The 21,915-nt window shown below is 75.3% G+C and carries 5 protein-coding genes; all 5 read right to left on the bottom strand.

Going from position 1 to position 21,915, the window contains the following annotated elements:
• Positions 1-32: 32 nt before the first annotated feature.
• Positions 33-9,437, bottom strand: a complete 9,405-nt coding sequence (locus ACIQ87_RS08865; protein ID WP_402403661.1) for an amino acid adenylation domain-containing protein — start codon at positions 9,435-9,437, stop codon at positions 33-35.
• Complete coding sequence (locus ACIQ87_RS08860; RefSeq protein ID WP_402403857.1) at positions 9,437-13,504, bottom strand: amino acid adenylation domain-containing protein; 4,068 nt, start codon at positions 13,502-13,504, stop codon at positions 9,437-9,439. Before ACIQ87_RS08860 ends, ACIQ87_RS08865 begins: the two co-directional genes overlap by 1 nt.
• Before the next feature lie 454 nt (positions 13,505-13,958).
• Positions 13,959-14,369 carry a hypothetical protein gene (locus ACIQ87_RS08855; protein ID WP_402403658.1) on the bottom strand — a complete coding sequence of 137 codons (411 nt, stop codon included), beginning with the start codon at positions 14,367-14,369 and terminating at the stop codon, positions 13,959-13,961.
• A 59-nt stretch (positions 14,370-14,428) separates the two neighbouring features.
• Complete coding sequence (locus ACIQ87_RS08850; RefSeq protein ID WP_402403655.1) at positions 14,429-15,931, bottom strand: hypothetical protein; 1,503 nt, start codon at positions 15,929-15,931, stop codon at positions 14,429-14,431.
• The gene (locus ACIQ87_RS08845; protein ID WP_402403652.1) at positions 15,928-21,876 is read right to left on the bottom strand and encodes a hypothetical protein; all 5,949 of its coding nucleotides are present in this window, start codon (positions 21,874-21,876) and stop codon (positions 15,928-15,930) included. Before ACIQ87_RS08845 ends, ACIQ87_RS08850 begins: the two co-directional genes overlap by 4 nt.
• Between the last annotated feature and the right edge of the window lie 39 nt (positions 21,877-21,915).

The raw sequence follows: 21,915 nt of genomic DNA, 5'->3' as shown, positions 1-21,915 counted from the left end.
CCGGAGCACCGGGGCCGGGGAGCGTGCCGGGATCACCTTCGGGGGCGGTCGCCGCGCTCCCCGGGCGGGTCGTCCGAGGCCGCGTCGATCGCCGCCGCCACCGCGTGCACATGGGGCGGGCGGACGATGCCGTAGTGCGTCGTGTCGAGCCGGTGCCAGGTGCTGGGTTCCGGGAGGTGCGGGCGCCACAGCTCCCGCTGCCGCTCCGGTGACCCGGGCGAGGGCAGCCCCGGTACCGGTCGCCCGGCCAGCCACAGCCGGCTGGGCGTGGCGCTCAGCAGCGGCATCCGGTACTCGGCCATGCTCCGCAGGTTGGCCCGGCAGCACCGGACCAGGCGTTCGGCGTAGCCGTGCGCCTCGGGGCCGGCCGGCCCCGACCCGCCCTGACCGAGTTCGTGTTCGAACACCGCCTGGAGCTGGGCGTCGTCGTAGCCCTGGAAGAGCGCGCCGGAACCGGGCGGCGGCGGGTCGATCAGGTGGACGCCGTGGACCGGCCGGCCGATCGCCTCCGCCTCCGCGGCCATCCCCATCACCGCCCAGGCGCCGAAGGACCAGCCGGCCAGGTGCAGTCGCCGGGTGCCGTCCGCGAAGCGGGCCCGCAGGGCGGCGGCGTAGCGGCGTGCCCGCTCGGCGAGCGTCCAGTCCGCGGCCCCGGGCCGTTCCAGCGCGGGATCGGCGATCAGGCAGACGGTCAGCCGGGGGCCCAGTGCCGACACCAGGGACCGGTAGGCCTGGATGTCGCCGCCGACCGGGTGCACCAGGCACAGCACGTCGGCTCCGGTACCGTGCTGCCAGACCACCGGGACCACGTCCTCGGTGGCGACGGCCCCGGTGGGTGCCGCCTCGGACAACCGGGTGAGGATCTCGGTGAGGGAGACCCGGTGGCTGAACCGCGCGACGTCGAGCTCGACATCGAGGTGACGTTTCACCACGCCGATCAGGTCGAGCAGGGTCAGCGAGTCGGCGCCCAGGTCGTAGAGCGGGGCGTCGGGATCGATGTGGTCGACGTCCAGCCAGTCGCACAGCCAGCCGCGGAGCAGGACGGCCGCGCTCAGGTCCGCCGCGTCGGCCGCACCGGCCGCACCGGCCGCGGTGGCGCCGTCGGCGGACACCGGTGACGTGTCGGCAGGCACGAGGGCCCGGGCGCCGGGCGCCGCGTAGAACGCGCGGGACTCCCGGAGGTCGGTGGTGGAGACCAGCACCTGCGGCAGCTGCAGTCCCACTGCCCGCGCGAACACCCGCTGGCCCTCGGCCACCGTCAGGCCGACCGAGAGGTGCGCCCGGTGGCGGGCGTCGGCCTGGGGCACGCGCAGCGCCATGCCGGTCTCGCTCCACACGTCCCAGTTCACGCCGATCCGGACGGTGGACTCGGCCTCGCCGGACCGGTACTGGGCGAAGCCGTCGAGCAGGCTGTTGGCGGCCGCGTAGTCGAACTGGCCGACGCCGCCGAGCTCCGCGGACATCGACGAGCAGTAGACCGCCGTCGACGGCCGGTAGCGCTCGATCAGCTGCTCGACCAGCAGGGCGCCCTGCAGCTTGGCGGCGGACGCGTGGCTCATCGCCCCGGCGTCGCGCCGGGTGATCATGCCGCCGCTCGCCGCCCCGACGGCGTGGACCACTCCGTCGAGCCGCTCGGTGTGACGGCCGATCCGGGCCAGGACCTCCTCGGGCGTGGACTCGGCGAGGTCGGCGTCGACCAGTTCGACCCGGTCGGCCCAGGGCGTCAGCTCCTCCGGCAGTCGGGGGCGCCTGGCCAGCAGCAGGACCCGGGCGGCGCCGTGCTCCAGCAGCCAGGCGGCGATGCCGCGGCCGATCCCGCCGGTGCCGCCCAGGACCAGGTGCACGCCCCGGTCGGGTGGTCCGGCGGAGCCCGGGACGGCCGGGGACACCGGCAGCGTGACCTGCTCCCACCAGTGGCCCCGGCGCAGCGCCAGCCGGCGCGGAAGTACGGCAGCGTCCGCCGTGGTCGCGGTCTCGGCGAGCAGCGCCGCCAGGGGTGCGGCCCAGGAGGCGGGGTCGGCGTCGGGGAGGTCGACCCAGTGGCCCGCCGCGACTCCCTCCTGGGGTGCCACCTCGGCGGCACCGGCCAGCAGGCCCGCTTCCGGCCGCCCCACCGGGCCGTCCACCGGCCTCGCCCGGTAGGACAGCCACCACGGCCTGAGCCGGAGTGACCGGGTGGCCTCGGCAGCGGCCCGCAGCAGCGCGGCCGGAGTGTCCAGGCAGGCCCAGCGGGCCCTGGCCAGGCTGTCCCGGCCGACCGGCCCGCCGATCCCGAGCGGCAGCGCGTGCAGCCAGTCGATGCCGCCGTCGCCCGCTCCCGTGTCCGCCAGGGCGTCGAGGAGCCGGCCGAGCGAGGCGGGGTCGGCCGGGTCGACCTCGTAGGCGTCGTCGCCCCGCCGGGCGAACGCCTCGGCGGCGTGGACCCGCACCACCCGGGCGTGGGTGGCCTCGAAGGCGCGGACCGCGTCCGGGGGCGCCGGTCCGTCGGTGAGCAGCACCAGCAGCCGGGAGGCGGGCGCACCGGTCGCCGTGCCCGCGCGGCGCAGCCGGGCCCAGTGCGGCTGGTGCAGCCAGGCGTCCTCCGGCAGGCGCCGCGGGACGTCGGCGGCGGCCGGAACCGCCGGGCGGGCCGGGGCCGGGGTCGCGGTGGCGCGGGGGAAGTCGAACTCCGCCAGCGCGAAGGCGGGCGGCGGGAAGTCCCAGGGTGCCTGGGCGGGGCCGGCGGGCCAGTCGATCCTCGCTCCGGCCAGCCAGGCCGCGGCCGTCTCCTCGGCGGTGCGGCCTTCGGCCGGGACGGGTTCCCCGGTACGGGCCTCCTCCGTTCCCGCGTCCGTGATCGGCGCCGCACCGCGCAGCCAGGCGACGGCGGTGGCGGCGTCGGGGCAGACCGCCGCCAGCCGTCGGCGGCGGGCGGGACGGCCCGCCTGGAGGTGGCGCAGTACCTGCGGATAGGCGGCGGGCCGGGCCTCCAGGTAGTCGGCGATCCGGGCGGCGTCGGCGCGCAGGGCCGCCTCGCTGCTGCCGGAGAGCAGCAGGCAGGGAGTCGCGGCGGTGTCCGGCGCCGCTGCGCCCGCCGTCCCCGGGGCCGGCCGGTCGGCCTCCAGCACGGCGTGGGCGTTGGTGCCGCCGATCCCGAAGCTGCTCACCGCCGCGATGCGGTCCCGGCCGGCGGGCCAGGGCCGGGCCTCGGTGGGGATGTGGAACGGCGTGGGGTCGGCGCCGAGCTGCGGGTTGAGGGCGTGGAAGCCGACGTTGGGCGGGATCACGCCGTGGTGGACGGCGAGCGCGGCCCGTACCAGTCCGACCACTCCGGCCGCCGCGCCCAGGTGTCCGATCTGGCTCTTGACCAAGGTCAGTGCGCAGTGGCCGGAGCGGTCCAGGTCGAAGGCCTGGCGCAGGGCGCCGACCTCGACCGGGTCGCCGAGCCGGGTGGCGGTGCCGTGGGCCTCGACGTAGCCGAGGTCGGCGCCGGTGCGACCGCTGCGGCGCAGGGCGGCACGGATCACCTCGCGTTGCCCGGCGAGTGAGGGGGCACTGTAACTCAGCTTGTCGGAGCCGTCGTTGTTCAGCGCCGAGCCGGTGATCAGGGCGTAGACGGTGTCGCCGTCGCGGCGGGCCAGGCGGAGCGGCTTGAGCACCACCACGCCGACGCCGCTGGCGCCGATGGTGCCGCTCGCGTCGTCGCTGAAGGGCCGGCAGTGGCCGTCCACGGAGAAGATGTGCTGCGGCTGGTAGCGGTATCCGTCGGTCAGGGTCGGGTCGACCAGGACTCCGCCGGCCAGCATCACCTCGGCGTCGCCCTGGCGCAGCATCCCGGCGGCGACGTGGACGGCCACCAGGGAACTGGCGCAGGCCGCCTGGGCGGTGAAGGCGGGGCCGGTCAGCCCCAGGTGGTAGGCCGCCTTGGTGGCGAGGAAGTCCTTGTCGTGGTGCAGGGCCAACTGGAAGCCGTCGGGCAGGCGTTCGGGGTCGGCCTCGCGGAGCATGGACTGGAAGTAGGTGTTCTCGCCGGCGCCGGCGACCAGGCCGACGCGCAGACCCGACGGGTCGGCGATCCCGGCGTGTGCCAGTGCCTCGACACAGCTCATCAGCAGGTGCCGTTGCTGGGGGTCCATCAGCCGGGCCTCCGGCCGGCTGATGCCGAAGTGGTCCGGGTCGAAGTCCAGTGGGCCGTCCAACTGGCTGCGTGCCCCGACCAGGCCGTCGGCGGCGTCGAAGTGTTCGATGCCGGTGCCGCCCGTGGTGACCATCCGCCAGAACGCGGAGAGGTCGGACGCGCCGGGGAGCCGGACCGCCATGCCGACGACCGCGATCGGCTCGTCCACGGCGGTCGGCTCGTCCACGGTGACCGACTCGTCCACGGCGGGCGGGCCGGTCACAGCGAGCGGGTCGGTGGCGGCGGCCGGTGCGGGCCGGTCCAGGAAGGCGGCCAGCGCCCGTATGGTGACGTGTTCGAAGAGGTCGGCGACGGTGAAGCGCAGGCCCGCCTCGGTGGTGCAGCGGAGGTGGAAGCGCATCAGGGCCAGGCTGGAGGCGCCGGCGTCGAAGAAGGTCTGTCCCGGGTCGATCGTCAGACCGGTGACCGTCTCGAAGGCCTCGGTCAGCAGGGCTTCGCGTGCCGTCAGGCCGGCCGCGCGGGCCGTCGGCCGGCGCAGTTCCCGCCCGGCGGAGCGCAGCGCGCCCCGGCGGTCCAGCTTGCCGCTGGGGGTCCTGGGCAGCTCCTTCACCACCCGGAAGCGGGCGATTCGGACGTGTCCCGGCAGCAGCGGCGCCAGGTGCGCGGTGAGGTCCTCGGCGGTGGGCGCCTCGCCGCGGCACTGCAGGCAGGCCACCAGCTCCCCGCCGTCGGGGGCCACCACGGCGTTGACGACGTCCGGGTGCCGCAGCAGGGCCGCCTCGACCTGTCCCGGTTCGAGCCGGTGTCCGCTGAGCTTGATCTGGTCGTCGTCGCGGCCCAGGAAGTGCAGCCGCTCCTGCCGGTCGAACCGGGCCCGGTCGCCGCTGCGGTAGCACAGGCCGAGGCCTGGCAGCTCGACGAAGCGCGTGGCGTTGAGCTTCGGGTCACCGAGGTAGCAGCGCGCCACCATGGTGCCGCCGATCAGCAGGGCGCCGGCCCGGCCGGGGGGAACGGGCTCGTCGGCCTCGTCGACCACCGTGAGCACCGCGCCCGCCACCGGCCGCCCGATGGCGGGGCGCTCGGGCCACCGGGACGGGTCGCCGTCCAGGCACAGGCCGCTCACCACGTGGGTCTCGGTCGGGCCGTAGTGGTTGAACAGCCGTGCGCCGGGCAGGCCGGCGAACCAGCGGCGGATCGCGTCGGTGCACACCAGCTGCTCGCCCGCGGTGACCACCTCCCGCAGCCGGGAGGGGTAGCGGCCCAGGTGGACGGCGTGCTCGGCGAGGAGCTGGAGGGCCACGTAGGGCATGAAGACGCGCTCGATCCCGGCCGTCTCCAGCTGCTCCAGCAGTGCGGGGGCGTCCTGGCGCCAGCCGGGCCGCACCAGGTGCAGGCAGCCGCCGCCGCACAGCGTCCCGAAGACCTCCTGGAAGGACACGTCGAAGGAGAGCATGGAGAACTGCTGGGTGGCCGCCGGGGCCGACAGTCCTCCCGACTCGGCCTGCCACTGCAGCAGGTTGGCCAGGGTGCGGTCGGACACCTGCACGCCCTTGGGGACACCGGTGGAGCCCGAGGTGAACAGGGTGTAGAGCGGACGGGCTCCGCGGTGCGCCGGGGCGGCGGCGGGTGCGGCCGCCGTGGTGAGGGGTGACAGCACCACCGGGTGGCGTGCGACGCGGCCCGGGTCGACGGCGTCGAACTCCGGGTCACCGCCCGGCGGGAGCAGCACGCACAGCGGCTGCGCCTGGTCCAGCACCTGTCGGCGCAGGGCCGGCGGGTAGGACGGGTCCAGCGGCACGATGGTCACGTTGAGCCGGACCAGTGCCAGCAGCGCCACCACGTGCTCGACCGACGGCCGCAGGTGCAGCGCGACGCAGCACGGGCGGTCGTCCTCCTCCGGCAGCGGGTGGGCGGCCCGCAGTTCGGCGGCGAGCGCCGCGGCGTGGGCGTCGAGTTCGGCGTAACTCACCGACCGGCCTTCGGACTTCAGGGCCGGTGCGGCGGGTGTGCGCGCGACCTGCCGGGCGAAGCCCTCGGCCACCGTCGTCCAGGCGAGCGCCGTCGGGGCGCCGCGGCCGGGTTCCGGAAGCCCGCGGCGGTAGGGCGCCGCCAGGTCGGCCGGGGTCGCCGTCCCGCCGTCGGTGAGCAGGTCCAGGCCCCGCCGGAACAGGCCCGCCATGGCCGCCGCCTCGGCGGCGTCGAAGCGCTCCTCGGCGTACTCCCACAGGCAGTCGAGACCGCCCTCGTGCTCGACCACGGACAGCGTCATCGGGCACTTGGCCTCGGCCGGGGCCCACCACAGGGGGCGGGAGGCGCAGCCGGGCAGGGCCAGCGCGGCGAAGTCGGTGTTCTCCAGGACGAAGAGGTAGTCGAAGGGGGTGCCGCCCCCGGCCGGCTCCCGGTCGGCCAGGACGTCGGCCAGCGCCACGTCCTGGCGGTCCAGCACCCGGCGGGCGTCGGCGCCCAGGCGCAGCAGCTGGCCGCGCAGGTCCTCGCGGGGCGCGACGGCCTGCGGCAGCAGCACGGTGTTGGCGAACATGCCGACGCTGCCCTCGAACTCCTGGACCGGCCGGTTGGCCACCGGGGCGGCGATCCGCGGCCGGGCCGCGCCGGTCACCCCGTACAGGCTCCAGGCGAAGACGCCGAGCAGCAACTCGAAGCGGGTCATGCCCAGTTCGGCGCAGAGCCGGTCCACGGCGGCGCGCCGTACGACGTCCAGCGAGGTGTGCAGCAGGCGGGCCGCGGAGGAGGGCCGGGTGCCGGCCGGGCCCAGCGGGTCGTGGTCGAGCGGGTCATGGTCGAGCGGGCCGTGGTCGAGCGGGTCGTGGTCGAGCGCCTCATGGTCGGGCGAGTCGTCCGTCCGGGCGTAGTGGGCCCGCAGTTCGGCACGCTGGGCCCGGTAGGCGGGGCCGGCGAACCAGTCGGCCTGCCAGGCGGCGTAGTCCAGCGGGGTGGGCGCCGGGGCGCCGTCCGTGGGGCGCGAGGCCTCGGCGGCGCCGTCGAGCGCGTGCCGGTAGCCGGTCGACAGGTCGGCCAGCAGGACGTTGAGCGACCAGCCGTCGACGGCGATGTGGTGCAGGTGGAGCAGCAGCACCCCGCCGCCGTCCTGGGGCAGCCAGCGGGCGCGCAGCATCCGGGGGCGCGCCAGGTCGAACGACGGAGCGAAGAAACGATTCGCCTCGGCGCGGGCGACGCCGTCCTCGCCGCCGGTGCCGACCTCCTCCGGGGAACAGCCGGGCTCGGGCTCGGTCCACGGGTCGTACGGCTCCCCGACCAGCTGGCGCAGGCCCTCGGGCGTGGCCCGGAAGGCGGTGCGCAGGGCCGCGTGCCGCCGCACCAGCTCCCGCAGCGAAGCCCGCAGGGCGTCGGCGTCGACCGCGCCGTCCAGCCGGAAGGCCAGCTCCACCGCGTAGGCCCGGGAGCGCGGCGCCCGCTGCTGCAGCAGCCACAGGCGCTGCTGCTCGCTGGTGGCGGGCGCCGAACGGGCCAGGGTGGGGGCGGGCGGCACCGGATAGGGCGGGTCGGCGGCCGGCCCGGCCTCCGCCACGGCCCGGGCGATCCCGGCCACGTCCCCGGTCAGCACGCGGGCCTGCGGCAGTTCGCAGCCCCAGCGCCGGCGCACCTCGAAGCGCAGCCGCAGCGCCTTGAGCGAGTCCCCGCCGGAGGCGATCCAGGTGTCGTCCAGCCGCAGGTCCGGCACCCCGAGCACCTCGGCCGCCAGGGCCAGCACCTCGCGCTGCCGGTCGGTGGTGGCCCCGGCGTCCGCGCGCCCGCACTCCGGGCGGCGCCAGGGCCGGTCCTCGCGGCGCAGCAGGGCGGCCTGGTCGACCTTGCCGTTGGCGGTCAGCGGCAGCGCGTCCACGAGGTGGATGTGATGCGGCCTCATGTAGCCGGGCAGCCCGGCCGCCAGGTGGCGGTCGAACTCCTCGAACGGCACCTCCTGCCCGAGGACGACGTACGCCAGCAGCTCGTTCGGGCCGTGCTCCCCGGCCCTGCGGGTGCAGACGTACGCCTGCCGCACCGCCGGGTGCCCGAGGATCTGCCGCTCCAGCTCGCCGGGCTCGATCCGGAAGCCGCGGACCTTCACCTGGCGGTCGGCGCGCCCGACGTACTCGATCAGGCCGTCGGCGTCGGCGCGCACCAGGTCCCCGGTGCGGTAGTGCGTCGCGTGGCCGTCGTCGTACCAGGGCAGCCGGACGAAGCGGCGCTCCGTCTCCTCGGGCAGGTTGCGGTAGCCGGCCGCGAGACCGGCACCGGACAGGAGGAGTTCGGCCACCTCGCCGGGCGCCGCGGCCCGGTCGCCGTCCGGGACGACCAGCACGGCCCCGGTCTGCGGCAGCGCCCGTCCGATCGGGACCACGTCCCCGTCGAAGTCGCGCGGGACGGGGTGGCACAGCGCGAAGGTGGTGCCCTCGGTGGGGCCGTAGACATTGTGCAGCCGGGTGGGGGCCGTCGCGTTGTGCCGGTACCAGCGGCGGATCAGCCGGGCGTTCAGCTGCTCGCCGCCGACCAGCAGCTGTCCGACCCCGGCGAAGCAGGACGGCTCCGTGTCCACCACCGCGTTGAACAGGGCCACCGTGACGAAGGCCGTGTCGATGCGCTCCCGCAGCAGGGCGGCCGCCAGCCGGTGCGGCGTCTGGACGGCCTCGTCACCGAGGACGACGCAGCAGCCGCCGGTCAGCAGCGGCACCCAGACCTCGAAGCTGAGGGCGTCGAACGCCGGGTTGGACAGGCAGGAGTAGCGGGCCCCCTCCTCGATGCGGATGTACCCGGGGGCGGCCAGCCGCAGGATCCCGGCGTCCCGCACCTCCACGCCCTTGGGGCGGCCCGTGGTGCCCGAGGTGTAGAAGAGGAAGGACACCGGCGCCCCGGTGGAGACCGTGTCGTCGCCGGCCGGTCCGGCGGCGAGCAGCGCCGCCGCCTCCAGCGCGGGCAGCCCGCCCGGCAGGCCGTCGGGCGCCGTCCCGCCGTGGACCAGTGCCACGCTGCCCGAGTCGGTCAGGATGTGGCACCTGCGGTCCGCCGGGCTCTGCGCGTCCAGTGGGACGACCTGGGCACCGAGCCGCAGGACGCCCAGCATGACGCAGACCAGCTGCCAGGAGCGTGGCAGGCAGACCGCCACCGCCTGGCCGGGGCGGACGCCGGCGCGGCGCAGCCCGTGGGCCACGGCCGCGGCGGCGGCGTCGAGGCCGGTGTAGTCCAGCCGCACGTCGCCGTCGACCAGCGCGGGGGCGCGGGGGGTGCGCAGGGCCCGCTCGTGCACGGCCCGGGCCAGGCCGGTGGCCGGGGGCGTGGCGGGTACGGCGCTCTCGGCACGCATCAGGCCTCCACGGCGGGCTCGGCGGACGGCTGTCCATGCGGCGGGGGCACCGGGAACCGGTCCAGTTCGGCCGCGATCAGCTCGGCGATCCGGGGCACCGCCGCGCTCTCCAGCAGGTCCCAGTGGCCGCCGGCGACCGGCTCGACCAGCAGGCCGCCGCCGGCCCGCCGCCGCCAGAACTCGCGTACCTCAAGCGCCTGTTGTTGCTCCTGTTGCCGCTGTTCCGGTTCCTCGGGCCCGTCCCCGGCGGCCTCGACCAGCACCAGCCGGGCCGGCGAGGGCGGCGCCTGGTAGTCGCGGGCGGTCATCCGGTTGTGGTTGTAGATCCGGAAGTACCGCTCGATCTGCTCGTCCTCGATCCCCGGGTACATCCCGTTGAACCGGACGAGCTTGTCGCGGAACTCCGCCATCGGCACCGGCTCGATCGAGGCGAGCCGCTCGGCGTCCTCGGTGCCGTGGGTGTCGAGCAGCACCACGCTGAACCGGGTGTGCCCGGCCCGGGCCAGCCGGCGGCCCATCTCGTGGGCGACCAGGCCGCCGTAGGAGAGCCCGCACAGCACCAGCGTCTCGTCCGGCCGGGGCTCGACCAGGGCCAGGTACCGCTCCGCCATGGCCTCGACCGTGGGCAGCGGCGTCTCCCCGGGGTTGATCCCGGGCGACTGCACCCCGAGGACGCCGACCCGCTCGGGCAGCGCCGCGGCCAGCGGTAGGTAGCAGAAGGCGGTGCCGCCGGCCGGATGGACGCAGACCACCCGCCGCCGGCCGTCCCCCGCACGGAACTCGACCAGGTTGCCGTCCGGTGCGCCCGCCGCGGTGCCCGACGCCCCCGCCCGGATCCGTTCGGCCAGGGCCTCGATGGTCGGGTTCTGCACGATCTCGCGGATCGGCAGGGTCTCGCCGAACTCCTCGCGGACGGCCAGGGCCACCTTGATGGCGGATATCGAGGTGCCGCCCAGCTCGAAGAAGTCGTCGGATATCCCGATGCCGGGATGGAGCAGCACCCGCCGCCAGATGGTGTGCAGCGCCATCTCCACGTGGTCCCGCGGGCTCGCCGTGTTGACCTGGGTACGGGTGACCGAGCGGGCCGCGTCCAGCAGCGCGGCGCGGTCCAGCTTGCCGCTGCGGTTGAGCGGCAGCCGCGGCAGTTCCACGAACAGCGCGGGGATCATGTAGTCCGGCAGCCGCCGCGCCAGGGCGGCACGCCACTCGTGCGGTCGGCGCGGCCGCGCGTCCTCCCGGTCCACGCCCAGGCCCACGCCCGCCACCAGGCGCAGCTCGCCCGTGGCGTCGCGGTCGGCCAGCACCGCCGCCTCCCGCACACCGGGCAGGGCCAGCAGCGCGGCCTCGACCTCCCCCGGCTCGATCCGGAAGCCGCGCAGCTTGACCTGGTCGTCGGCGCGGCCGAGGTACTGGGCGTTGCCGTCCGGGAGCCAGCGGGCGAGGTCCCCGGTGCGGTAGAGGCGTTCACCGGGCACGAAGGGGTCGTCGAGGAACCGCTCGGCGGTCAGGTCCGGGCGGTGCAGGTAGCCCCGGGCGAGGCTCGCCCCGCCGAGGTGGACCTCGCCGGTCACCCCGGTCGGCACCGGCCGCATCCGGCGGTCGAGCAGGTAGAGGCGGGTGTTGTCCAGGGGGCGGCCGATCGGGCAGCGCCGGTCCAGCGGCCGCGGGTCGGTGTAGGCGGTGCTGTAGAGGGTGGCCTCGGTGGGCCCGTAGCCGTAGCAGACGCGCAGGCCCGGCAGCGCCTGCCGGAGGCGGTGCAGCGCCCGCTCCGGGAGGGGCTCCACCCCGGTCAGCAGCTGACGGAGCGCCAGCCCAGCCAGGCGGGCCGCGGGGTCCTCGTCGATCCACGTGACGTAGGACGGCGGCAGGAAGGCCTGCACGACGCGGTGCTCGCGCATCCAGGCCAGCAGTTCCTCCGGGTCGCCGCGCAGCTCGTCGGGGACCAGGTGCAGCACCGCGCCGGTGGTGAGCGGCAGCAGCAACTCGTGCACCGAGGCGTCGAATCCGATGCTCGACCAGGCGGAGGCCGCCTCACCCGGGGTGGCGCCGAACCGCGCCAGCCAGGTGTCGAGGAGGTTGGTGACGCTGCCCCTGGTCACCGCCACGCCCTTGGGGCGGCCGGTGGAGCCCGAGGTGTAGATGACGTAGGCGAGCTGCGACGGCCCGGCGGCGACCTCCGGCGCGTCGTCGCGCCGCGCCTCGGCCTCGACGGCCCGCAGGGAGTGCCGGCCCTCGGGCGGGAGGTCGGCGTCGCTGAGCACCAGGGCCGGCGCCGCGTCCTCGACCATCGCGGCCAGCCGCTCGACCGGCTGCCCCGGGTCCAGCGGCAGGTAGGCGGCGCCCGCCTTGAGGATGCCGAGGACGCCCACGACCAGCTCGGTCGAGCGTCCGGTGTGCAGGCCGACCACCTGGTCCGGGCCGACGCCGCGGGCGATCAGCGCGTGCGCCAGCCGGTTGGCGCGGCGGTCCAGCTCGGCGTAGTCGAGCCGCTCCCCCGCGCAGACCAGGGCCGGAGCGGTGGGGCGGGTCCGCACCTGGGCCTGGAAGCGCTCGACCAAGCCGGCCGGCGCGTCGGCCCGGTCGTCGGGGAGGGCGCGGCGGGCGCGGTCGGCGCCGCTCCAGTCCGACAGGACCAGGCGGCGCTCCTGTTCGTCCATCAGTTCCAGGTCGTCCACGCCCAGGTCGGGCCGGTCGACCAGCTGGGTCAGCACCCGGTGCAGGTAGCCCGCGTAGCGTTCGACGGTCGGATGGTCGAACAGCGCGCGGGCGTAGTCCAGGTAGCCGGTCACCCGGCCGTCCTCCTCCTCGGCCAGCGACAGGGCCAGGTCGAACTTGGCCCCGGCGTACGGGATCGGGAACGGCTCGACCTCGATCCCGGGCAGGTCCAGCGCGCCGTTGCGGGAGGGCTGCCAGGCGAGCATGGTCTGGAACAGCGGTGTGTGGGCGGTGCTGCGCGGCGGGTTGACCAGCTCCACCACCTGCTCGAACGGCAGGTCCTGGTGCTGCAGGGCGGCCCGCAGCGTGGCGCGCGTCTGCTTGAGCAGGGCCGATCCGGTCGGCGAGTCCGCCAGATCGACCCGTACGGCGAGGGAGTTGACGAAGAAGCCGACCAGCTCGGAGAAACCGCCGCGGCGGCGGTTCGCGCTCGGGACGCCGACGACGACGTCGCTCTGGCCCGTCAACCGCGACAGCACCACGGACCAGCCGGCCAGCACGGCCGTGAACAGCGTGGCGCCCTGCTGCCGCGCGAGCTCCTTGAGGGCGGTGCCGAGCTCGCCGTCGATGAGGACCGGCACCCGGCCGCCGCGGTAGTCCTGTTCCGGCGGGCGGGGGCGGTCGGTGGGCAGTTCGAGCAGGGTCGGCGCGCCGGCGAGCGCCGCCCGCCAGTGGGCGGCCTGCACCGCGGGTTCGTCCCCGGCCGCCCACTCGCGCTGCCAGCGGACGTAGTCGGCGTACTGCGGGGACAGCGGCGGCAGCGGGGAGTCCGCGCCGTCGCGGAAGGCCGTGTACAGCGTTCCGACCTCGCGCAGGATCACGTTCATGGACCAGCCGTCGAACACGGTGTGGTGCAGTGTCAGCAGCAGCACGTGGTGCTCCTCGGCCAGCGCGATCAGCCGGCCGCGTGCCAGCGGGCCCCGGCCCAGGTCGAACGGCGTTTCGGTCTCCGCCCGCTGCAGGGCGGCGACGCGCGCCCCGGCGTCCGGGAGTCCGGTCAGATCGTCCGTCACCAGGGCGTAGCCGGAGTCGGGCGGACCGACCAGCTGGTGGACACCGCCGCCGGTGGCGACCAGCCGGGTACGCAGCACCTCGTGCCGGGAGACCAGTTCGTCGAACGCCCGGGCGAGCACCGCGCGGTCCAGCGGCCCGCGCAGGGCGAAGGCCAGGGTCTCGTTGTACGCCGTGTCGGCGCCGTCCAGTTGTGCCAGCATCCAGAGCCGCCGCTGCCCCGGCGACAGCTCCGGGAGCGGGCCTCCGGCCGCCGCCGGGCCGTCGCCCTGTCGCGCGGGGGGCGTGTCCGCGTGGTCCGGGGTGGTGCCGTGGGGCTGGTGCGTCTCCGACAAGGCCAGACCTTTCCAGGGGAGGGTCACTGCGGGGATCGACGGCGCGGTGGCGGCGGTGCGTGGCGGCGGCGGGCCGGTGACCCGGCGGTACGGAGGGGTCGCCTCGCTCGGTGCCCGGTCGGACAGCTTCGACCGCGCACCGGGCTCTGGGGTGACGGGTGGTCGGCACCCGTCGGAACATGGGCGAACCGGGTCAGCGCACACGGGTGCCGGTGAGGCCGGCGATGACGAACCGCAGTGGATCTACGGCCATGGGTGCCTAGTTAAGATGACTAATTCGGCCGGGGCAAGAGTCCGGATCTTCTTCCCCCGTCCGAACGTTCGTCTCAGGACACGACCGGCGGAGACCGGCGCGACCTTGACCGGAATCGTTCGCCGAGGGCGCCCCGGCCGCCGGGGCGGGCCGGAGCGCACCGGGGCGGACCGGGGCAGACCGGGCCGGATCCGCCGAGGCGGTGGCCTACTGGGCGAAGCGGACCTCCGGATAGGCCGCCGACGGCCCGTCCAGCAGCCGGCCCGGACGGTCGAGCCGGTGCCGGTGCCGGTGCCGGTGCCGGTGCCGGTCGAAGAACGCGCCGAGGTACGCCCGGGTGGCGGCGAGCGCGCGGTCGCCCCTGATGCTGCCGTACTGCTCCGCGAGGCCCTCGGGCGGCAGTTGCTCGCGGATGCCGAGGGCGTCCACCAGCCGGTGCACGTCGCAGAACGACAGGTGGCCGGCCTCCGGCAGGTCGAGCCGGCGCTTCCAGCCGGTCAGGTGCCGCCAGGCCTCGTCCCCGGCTGCTCGTGCCGCCGCCCCGGCCGTCGGTCGGGGCCGGCGGCACCGGTCACCAGGTGACGGGCAGCGCGTGGAGACCGTCCTCCTGCGCGGCACGGCCGCAACCGAATTCCCCCTGCCCGGCCCGCCGGGCCACGCCTCGCCGGGCGCGGGTGTCAGAAGCCGGTGAGCGCGTCCAGCAGGTCCTGGAGCAGGGCGTCGTCGACGGGCGTGCGGTGGGCGAGCTTGTTGCGGGCCCGCCGGAGCGTGCGCAGCCGGGCGAACTGGACGTCGGTCAGGGTGATGTCCCGGTGCACCGCCGCGTCGTAGAGCTCGCCGAGTTCCATGGATGCCGCATCCGCCGACGAGCCGTTGGCCTCTCGCAGGGACCTCCGGACGTAGGTGTCGACGAGTCGGGTGACACCGCGCACCGCTATGCGTGGAAGCAGCTCGACGAAGCCGAGGCGGGCGTCGTCGATGAGCGGCAGCAGGACGCGGTTCTGGGCCTGCCAGACCAGCTTGTCGAGTTCCGTGCCACCGGACGTCCCCGCGCCGGCACGGGGGCTGTGCCGGACCTGCCCCTCCCAGCTGTCGACCAGCCCGGCCGACCAGCGTTCGCGCAGGCCGTTCTCGGGCAGCGGCGCGTACGCCGCTCCGGGCGTGGCCTGCCCCTGGGCGCCCTGCTCGACGGCGGTGTCCACGGGGCAGCAGGCACGGAGCGCGGAGGCCAGGTCGCCGGTCCTGCCGCTCCAGGCCCTGGCGAGTTCCACCGCCAGTCCCAGATCCGGCCCGGCCGTCTGGACCACGGTCTCGCGGCGCAGGGCGTGCCGGATGAGCTTGGCCGGCGTCATGCGGTCGTGGGCCCCTCCGAAGCCCGTGTGCGGAATCGCGTCGGCGACCACGGTGGCCGTGTCGAGGTGGTTCCAGACCCCCCACCACCAGTGCGGCCTCGACACCGTTCCGTCGAGCAGCCCGGTGGTGTCCGCCTCCAGGTCCTGGAGGCGGGAGGCCACCAGGAGACGCGGACGATCGCTCGGCTTGAGGCCGGCCTCCTTCACGGCGGCCTGGAAGCGACGTATCAGCCGGGAGACCGCGCGCGGGTCCGCCTCGGTCCAGGCCCGGACGACGAGCACGGGCGTACGGCCGTCCGCGCCGCCGACCAGCCCGGAGACCAGGTCCCCGTCCAGGCCGAGGCTGCGGGCCAGGCGCGCGGCGACGTCGGTGTCCGGGCCGCCGGACGACGGGGTGTCGAGGGTGGGGGCCGGCGGCAGGCCGGCGGACGCCCGGTGGCCGCCACCGCCGACGGCCCCGAACGCGTCCCAGTCCCCGAAGCCGTCGTCGACGTCGAAGGCGTCCTCGAAGCGGTGATCGCCCGGCTCGCCCCCGCTGCCGAGCGGCTCCCAGGAACCCCACGGCTCCGGCGGGTCCGCAGGCGCCGGGGCCGGGCGCGGACCCGGCTCCCGGCCGGGAACGTCCACGACGTCGTCCAGGCCGTGGATCACCTGCTCCACGGCCCGGTCGGCACGGTCCGACTCCACCTCGGCGTCCGGGAACAGCCAGACGCAGCTCAGCCCGGCCCGCAGGTCGGCGAGCACCCCGGCGCAGTGGCGCCGTGCGCCCGGCAGGTACCGGACCGCCTCCGCGGACAGCGCGCCGGCCGGATCGATGAGCTCGGTCACACCGCCCCGCCCTGCGCGCCCGCCACGGTCTTGAGGGCGCGGAAGGTGACGCTGTCGACGGTGAGGACCTCGCCGTCGTCGTCGAGGACCCCGAGGGCCTCCAGGTCCGCCAGCAGCGCCTCGGCCTCGTCCAGGTCGTCGTCGAGCACGACGGCCAGGTCCTGGGGGATGGTGTGGGCCCTGCCCTGCCGGTGCTCCTCCACGCTGAACATGTCGGCCCAGCCGGCCAGCTGCCCGACCCGGCGGTCGGAGAGGCCGACCCGCCGCAGGTGGTCACGGGCGAACTCCGGGTCGTCCGTCCGGGCCCGGAGCCCGTCGAAGACCCTCTCCCGGGGAGTGCCCTGCAGGTACTGGGCGATGGCCCGCTCGACGAAGCCGGGCCAGCCCCCGGTCACCTCGATCAGGTTGCGACGCTCCTGGACCGAGACGAAGGGCTGTTCCGGCCAGGCCCGCAGGCTGGTGGTGTTCCAGCGCCGCGGCTGCGTCCGGAAGACGTCCGGGAACTCGGGGCGCAGCGCGGTCAACGGGTCGACGACGACCAGCGCGCGCCGGCGCGGGATCTCCTTGCCGTCCTCCTCCGACGCCGAGGCGTACTTGGCGAGTCGCTCGACGTCGGCCCGCACCCGCGCCACGGGAACGCCCCGCAGGTCGACGAAGAGCAGGTGCGGCGAGCGCTCCCGGGCCCACTTGGTGACCGTCTGGGTCAGCTCCGCGGGCGCCACGGGCACCACCTGGCGCGCCTGTCCGACGTGCTGCTCCGCGGCCCTGGCCAGGGCGCCGGCACCGAGCGCCGCCGTGGCCGTGATCACCGACGTGCGCCAGGACAGCGCGGCGTGCCACTGCTCGTCCGTCAACGGGCTCATCCGCATGACCCGTTCGCGGTCGACGCCGATGGACCGGCGGGCGACGCGCGGGTTGTAGTCGTACTTCTGGGTGAACTCGCTGGTGCGCAGCTCCGCTTCCAGCTCGTCACGGGTGCCGAGCATGTTGACGAGGTTCGGGCTGCGCATGACGAAGCTGTTGCTCCGGCCGGGGAGCGGGAGGACCAGGCCGAGGCCCTCCATCTCCACCAGGTCGGTCCTGACCTCGTCCACGCCGTTCTGCTCCGGGAACCCGTCCGGCCAGACCCGGTGCGCCTCCTCCTGGAGCTCCTGGGGCGTGTAGCCGCGGGCGTAGCCGTCCGTGAGGCTGCGCAGGGCCAGGATCAGCGTCAGGACCCGGTACCGGTCCTCCAGGTCGATGGTCAGGCGGAGCCGGTCCCGGATCTTGTCCCGGATGCCTCCGTTCTCGACGACCTTCTGCACGTCGGCGTTGGTGATCCGGGGGCGCCCGCCCTCCGCGGACAGGGAGCGGCCCTGCATCTCCTCGACCAGTCCCTCGCAGACGATCTGCACGAGGTTGGCCTGGTTGTTGGTCAGGGCCAGGATGCTCCAGACCAGGTCGGGGTTCTCGAAGAAGAGTCCGGCCGCGGCCAGCGGCTCGACGACCAGGTCGATCGCGGCCTTCGCGCGCAGCGGACCGACCAGGACCGGTTCGCCGCCGTGCCCGGTGATGGAGTTGGTGAGCCGGTTGTAGCGCTGCACCTGGTGCAGGCCCGCGAACACGATCTTGAAGCGGCGCTCGGTGTCGGCCATCAGCTTCATCAGGCCGGTGAGGGTCCGGAAGGTCGACTGCGCCCCCGCCGTCTCGACCGGCCGGGCGTCCGCGTTGAGGAAGGCGTCCGCCTCGTCGGCGAGGAAGAGGATGCGGCGCTCCTCGCTCGCGTTCAGCCACTGCTGGACCTGGTCGCCGATGGCGGTGGGGGTGGCGTGCTCCGAGACGCTGCGGTCGAGCACCCCGGCGGCCTTCAGCTGCTGGGCCAGCACGCTCCAGATCTCCTGCGGAAGCCGGCTGAGCCCGATCTCGGCGAACCGGAGGTCGGTGTAGACCGCGACCTGGTTGCCGCCGTGTCCGGACCGGAAGCTGTCGGCCACCTGCTGGAGCAGCGAGGACTTGCCCAGCTGCCGCCCGCCGTAGAGGAAGAGGCCGCCTTCGCGGGCCATGATCGTGCGCTTCTCGTGGTCGCGGCCCTTGAACACCTCGGCGGCGACCTGACCGGCCCGGAAGGGCTCGTACGGCCGGTACGCGGCCCACGGCAGCGTCACCCGCTGCACCGCGCGGAAGGAGCGGGCCTCACCGGCGGCGATCCAGCCGAACACCGCCGGGTCCACGACGATCGCCTGCTGCGGCTTCTGGTGGGAGGCCTGGGCGAGCCGCCGGCGCCCGCCGATGCCGAGCGGCTGCAGGTAGAGGATGATGTTGGCGCCGAGTGCGGACTCGGGCAGGTGACGCAGCAGGGCGTCGGCGCCGACCTCCTCGGTGCCGACGAGGAGGACCCGGTAGACGCCCTTGGCACGGGAGCCGATCAGGGACACGTAGCCCGGGACGTTGTCGCTGATCTCCGCGGTGATCGAGAGCGTCATCACCTGCCAGTCCTTGCGGTCCTGGTCCACCAGTCGGACGGGGCCCTTGACGCTCAGGCCGAGCATCCGCAGCACGCTGGGGACGTGCTTCTGGAAGGAGTTGCGGCGCTCGTTCAGGCGTCCGAGCGCCTCCCAGGCCGCCAGGGCCGCCGTGACCGCTTCGGTCTCCGCCTGACCGGAGCGCCCGCGTGCGTAGTGGTCGAACCACCAGCGCGCGTCGGCTCCGGTGCTGCCGGCCTTGGGCGAGTCCGGGTGGCGCACGCCCTCCAGGAAGGCCGCCAGCTCGGTGCCGGTCTCGACGACCTGTTCCGGGATGCGGTCGCCCTTGCGGGCGAAGGTGAGCAGTTCCTCGGCGGTGGCGACGTCGCCGCGGTCGATCAGCGCGCTGATCCGGGCGAGGTCCGCCTCTTCGAGCTTCAGCTCGACCAGTTGCTCGCGCAGCTGGTCCGTCTTCTCCACCATCCGGTCGTTCAGCTGGGAGACGACGTCCCGCACCCGCTCCAGCAGCGGACGGAACCGCAGGCTGCGGTCCGAGGTCTTGAGGTCGAGGAGCTGGGCCGCCAGGTGGCTCTCCTGCTCGGGGGTGAGCAGGTTCTGCAGGCGGACCTGCGCGAAGAGGTTGTCGGCCTGGCGCAGGGCCGCGTCGGCCCGCTCCCGCCAGTGGGCCTCGGCGTCGCCGAGCCTGCGCCGCCACGCGTCCAGCTGGCTCGCCTCGGGCGCGGCGACGGTGCCCGGCCGGCCCGCCACCGCCAGGTCGAGCAGTCGCCCGGCGATGTGCAGGTCTCCGCGGTCGAGGTGGGCACCGAAGGCCTTCCCCGGGTCGGCGGGCCGCACGAGCTCCAGCATGGCGTCCAGGGAGTCCGGAGCGCAGAGGTCGGGCGTGTCCTGGCCGTCGGCCGCCGCGGTCCAGGCCAGGCGGGGCAGGGCGAGCAGCACGTCGGTGCCGGGCAGACCGGGCAGGGCCCGTGAGACGCCCCGGGAGTCCCCGGTGCCGATCCAGTCGAGCAGCAGTCGGACCGCCTCGCCGCCGGGGCCCGGCAGCAGCGCCGCCTGCCGCGCCGGCCGCAGCGCCGCGACCAGCTCGTTTCCGAGCCGCCGGCTGTCGCCGCGCGGCGGCATCTCGGCGACCTGGACCGCCTCGCGCAGCAGCGCCATCACCTCCCCGATGCGCCCCCGGAGTTGGTCCCGGGCGGTGGCGATGATCTTGGTCTTCCGCTGGTTGGGCGAACTGACCCGGCGCGTCGTCTCCCCGATGATCCGATCGATCGCGTCGTGTTCCCCGTAGGTGTTCTCCAGGTCCTGACGAAGCTCCTCGGAGGTGGCACCGCCCGCCGACCACGCCACGATCAGGTTGAGGGTGTGCCCCAGCTCCGCGTCGTCCTTGAGCAGGGTCTGGAGCACCCGCGACGCGAGCTGGTACGCCGTCTTGCTGGTCCCCAGACGGGCCTTGAGGGCCTCCGCCCGGTCACGCAGGTCCGCCGGGTCGACGGTGTCGTCCTGCCCGAGCCGGACCTCGTCGCCCGGCTGGACGGACACCCCCCTGCGGATCTCCAGGGCCAGCGTCCTGAAGAGCTCGTTCCAGACCTCGGGCAGGCCCGGGAGCTGGGCGAAGTCGTTGACGATCGGCAGCGCCCACCCCGCCTGCAGTCCGCTGCGCACCGCGGCGGCCAGCGCGATGAGGTAGCCGTCCCGGTCCTCCGCGGTCGGCAGCGTGCCGTCCTCGACGCTGATCTGCAGGGCTATCGCCGCCTGCTGCCCGGGGGCCAGCCCGAACGCCGACGTGGCGAAGGCCAGGGACTGGCGCCGCTCCCGGCGCTCCCGGGCGGCCGTGGTCAGCCAGTACGCCTCGGCCAGCCGGCCCTCGGAGATCAGCCGCGCGACCGGGGAGGGGCCGTCACCGGTCCGCGTCCAGACGTCGGTCGGCTCGACGGTCGGCTCAGCGGTCGGCCCGACGGTCACCGGTGCCGCGACCGGCTCGGCGGTCTTCGGCTCGGTCTCGGCCGACGTCTGCTTCGGGATGCCGAGCGGGGGAACGGCGCGCTTCTCCACCGACTGCTCGGGCACGACCGGCGGTTCGCCGATCGCGACCGTGGCGGTGGCGGTGACGGTGGGGGTGGCGGCGGGCCCGACTCGGCTCTCCGGCTCGGCCGCGGTCCGCGGGGACGCCGGCGGCTCCGTCGGTGCGGTCTCCGGGGCCTCGCCGGCCGGCGCCGGCTCGGATCCGGTCGCGCCGGCGCCCGCCGTGGGCTCCGCCGGCACGGTCTCCTGGACCGCGAACTCCTCCTCGGGGACCGGCGCGTCGAGGGTGTCGACGGGCTGCTCGGACGCCTCGAACGCGGCCTCCGGCGGCTGCGCTTCGCGCTCGATCGCGGCCGGGACGACATCCGCCTCCGCACCGGCCGGGGACGCCGGCTCCTCACCCGCGGCGTCGGCCGCCCCGTCCGGCCCGGCGGACTCCTCGGGGCGGGTGACGTCGGCCGGGCCGGGCACCGGCTGCCGTTCCGCGACCGACCGCAACTCCCGGAGCCGGGCGTCGATGGCGTCGATCTCCACCTGCAGCGCACTCCGTACGCCCGCGTAGTTCACCGTGGCCACCATGGCGACGAGCTCCGCGCGCTCGGCCTCCGCCGCCGCGATCTCCTCGTCGGCCTTCGCCGAGCGGACGTCCGCCAGGATCCGGTCGAGGTCGTCATGGGTCTGCGCGGCCGTCCACCGGACGTCGGCGCCGAGTCCGAGCGCCAACTCGGCCGTGGCGGCGCGCCGGTCGAACCAGGCGTCCACTGCCGCGGACAGGCCGGTGTCCCGATGCCCCGCTCCCCTGCGGACGTCCACCGCCAGGCTCTCCAGCCGACCGGCCAGCGCCTCGCCTTCCCTGCGCAGGCGGTGCGCAGCGGCTTCGAGCTGCCCCGCCAGGTCGTCAGACACCAAGTTCTCCCCGTCTGCGGCTTCGGATCGTGTGCTGTGCGGGTCGCCGCACTGGTCCTCCTGCGCGGCCGCGCCGAACGCGGGCGGCTCCGCTCTGCTCGCGCGGCGGCGTTTCGGCTCGGGCCAGTCGGCCGGCGTGACGGCGGCCTCCCACAGTGCGTCCCAGTGCTCCAGGACCCGGCCGCGTTCGGGCATGTCCTCGTCGGCCAGCGGATACCAGTGGAGGGCGAGGCAGGCGAGCGACGGTGGCAGGCTCGTCAACACCGCCGTCAGGAAATCGGTGCCCGCGCCCCGTAAACCCTGCTTCGTGAAGCCGTGCTGACGAGCCATCTGGTCGGCCACCTCGTGCCCGACCGCGGCTATGTGCAGGAGCAGGTCCGTGGGCGCCTTGGCGACCCAGGAACGCATGCCCGCGGCGTTCGCGCGGGCCTGCCGGGTCGGTTCGCCCCGGTACGCGAAGGGGTGGCCGTGCACGACGGCGACGAAGGCGAGCAGGTGCTGAAGGGCATCCGGCGGCTGACTGGAAAGCCAACGGCGGAGTTCGGGAGCTGGCGGCACGCCCGCCATCCTCACACGCTCCCGAGCTCGTCCGCAGGG

The sequence above is a fragment of the Kitasatospora sp. NPDC096204 genome (assembly GCF_044763205.1).
Classification (GTDB): Bacteria; Actinomycetota; Actinomycetes; order Streptomycetales; family Streptomycetaceae; genus Kitasatospora.
The sequence above is the reverse complement of the archived record's forward strand: the minus strand, read 5'-3'. Positions and strand labels throughout refer to the sequence as shown.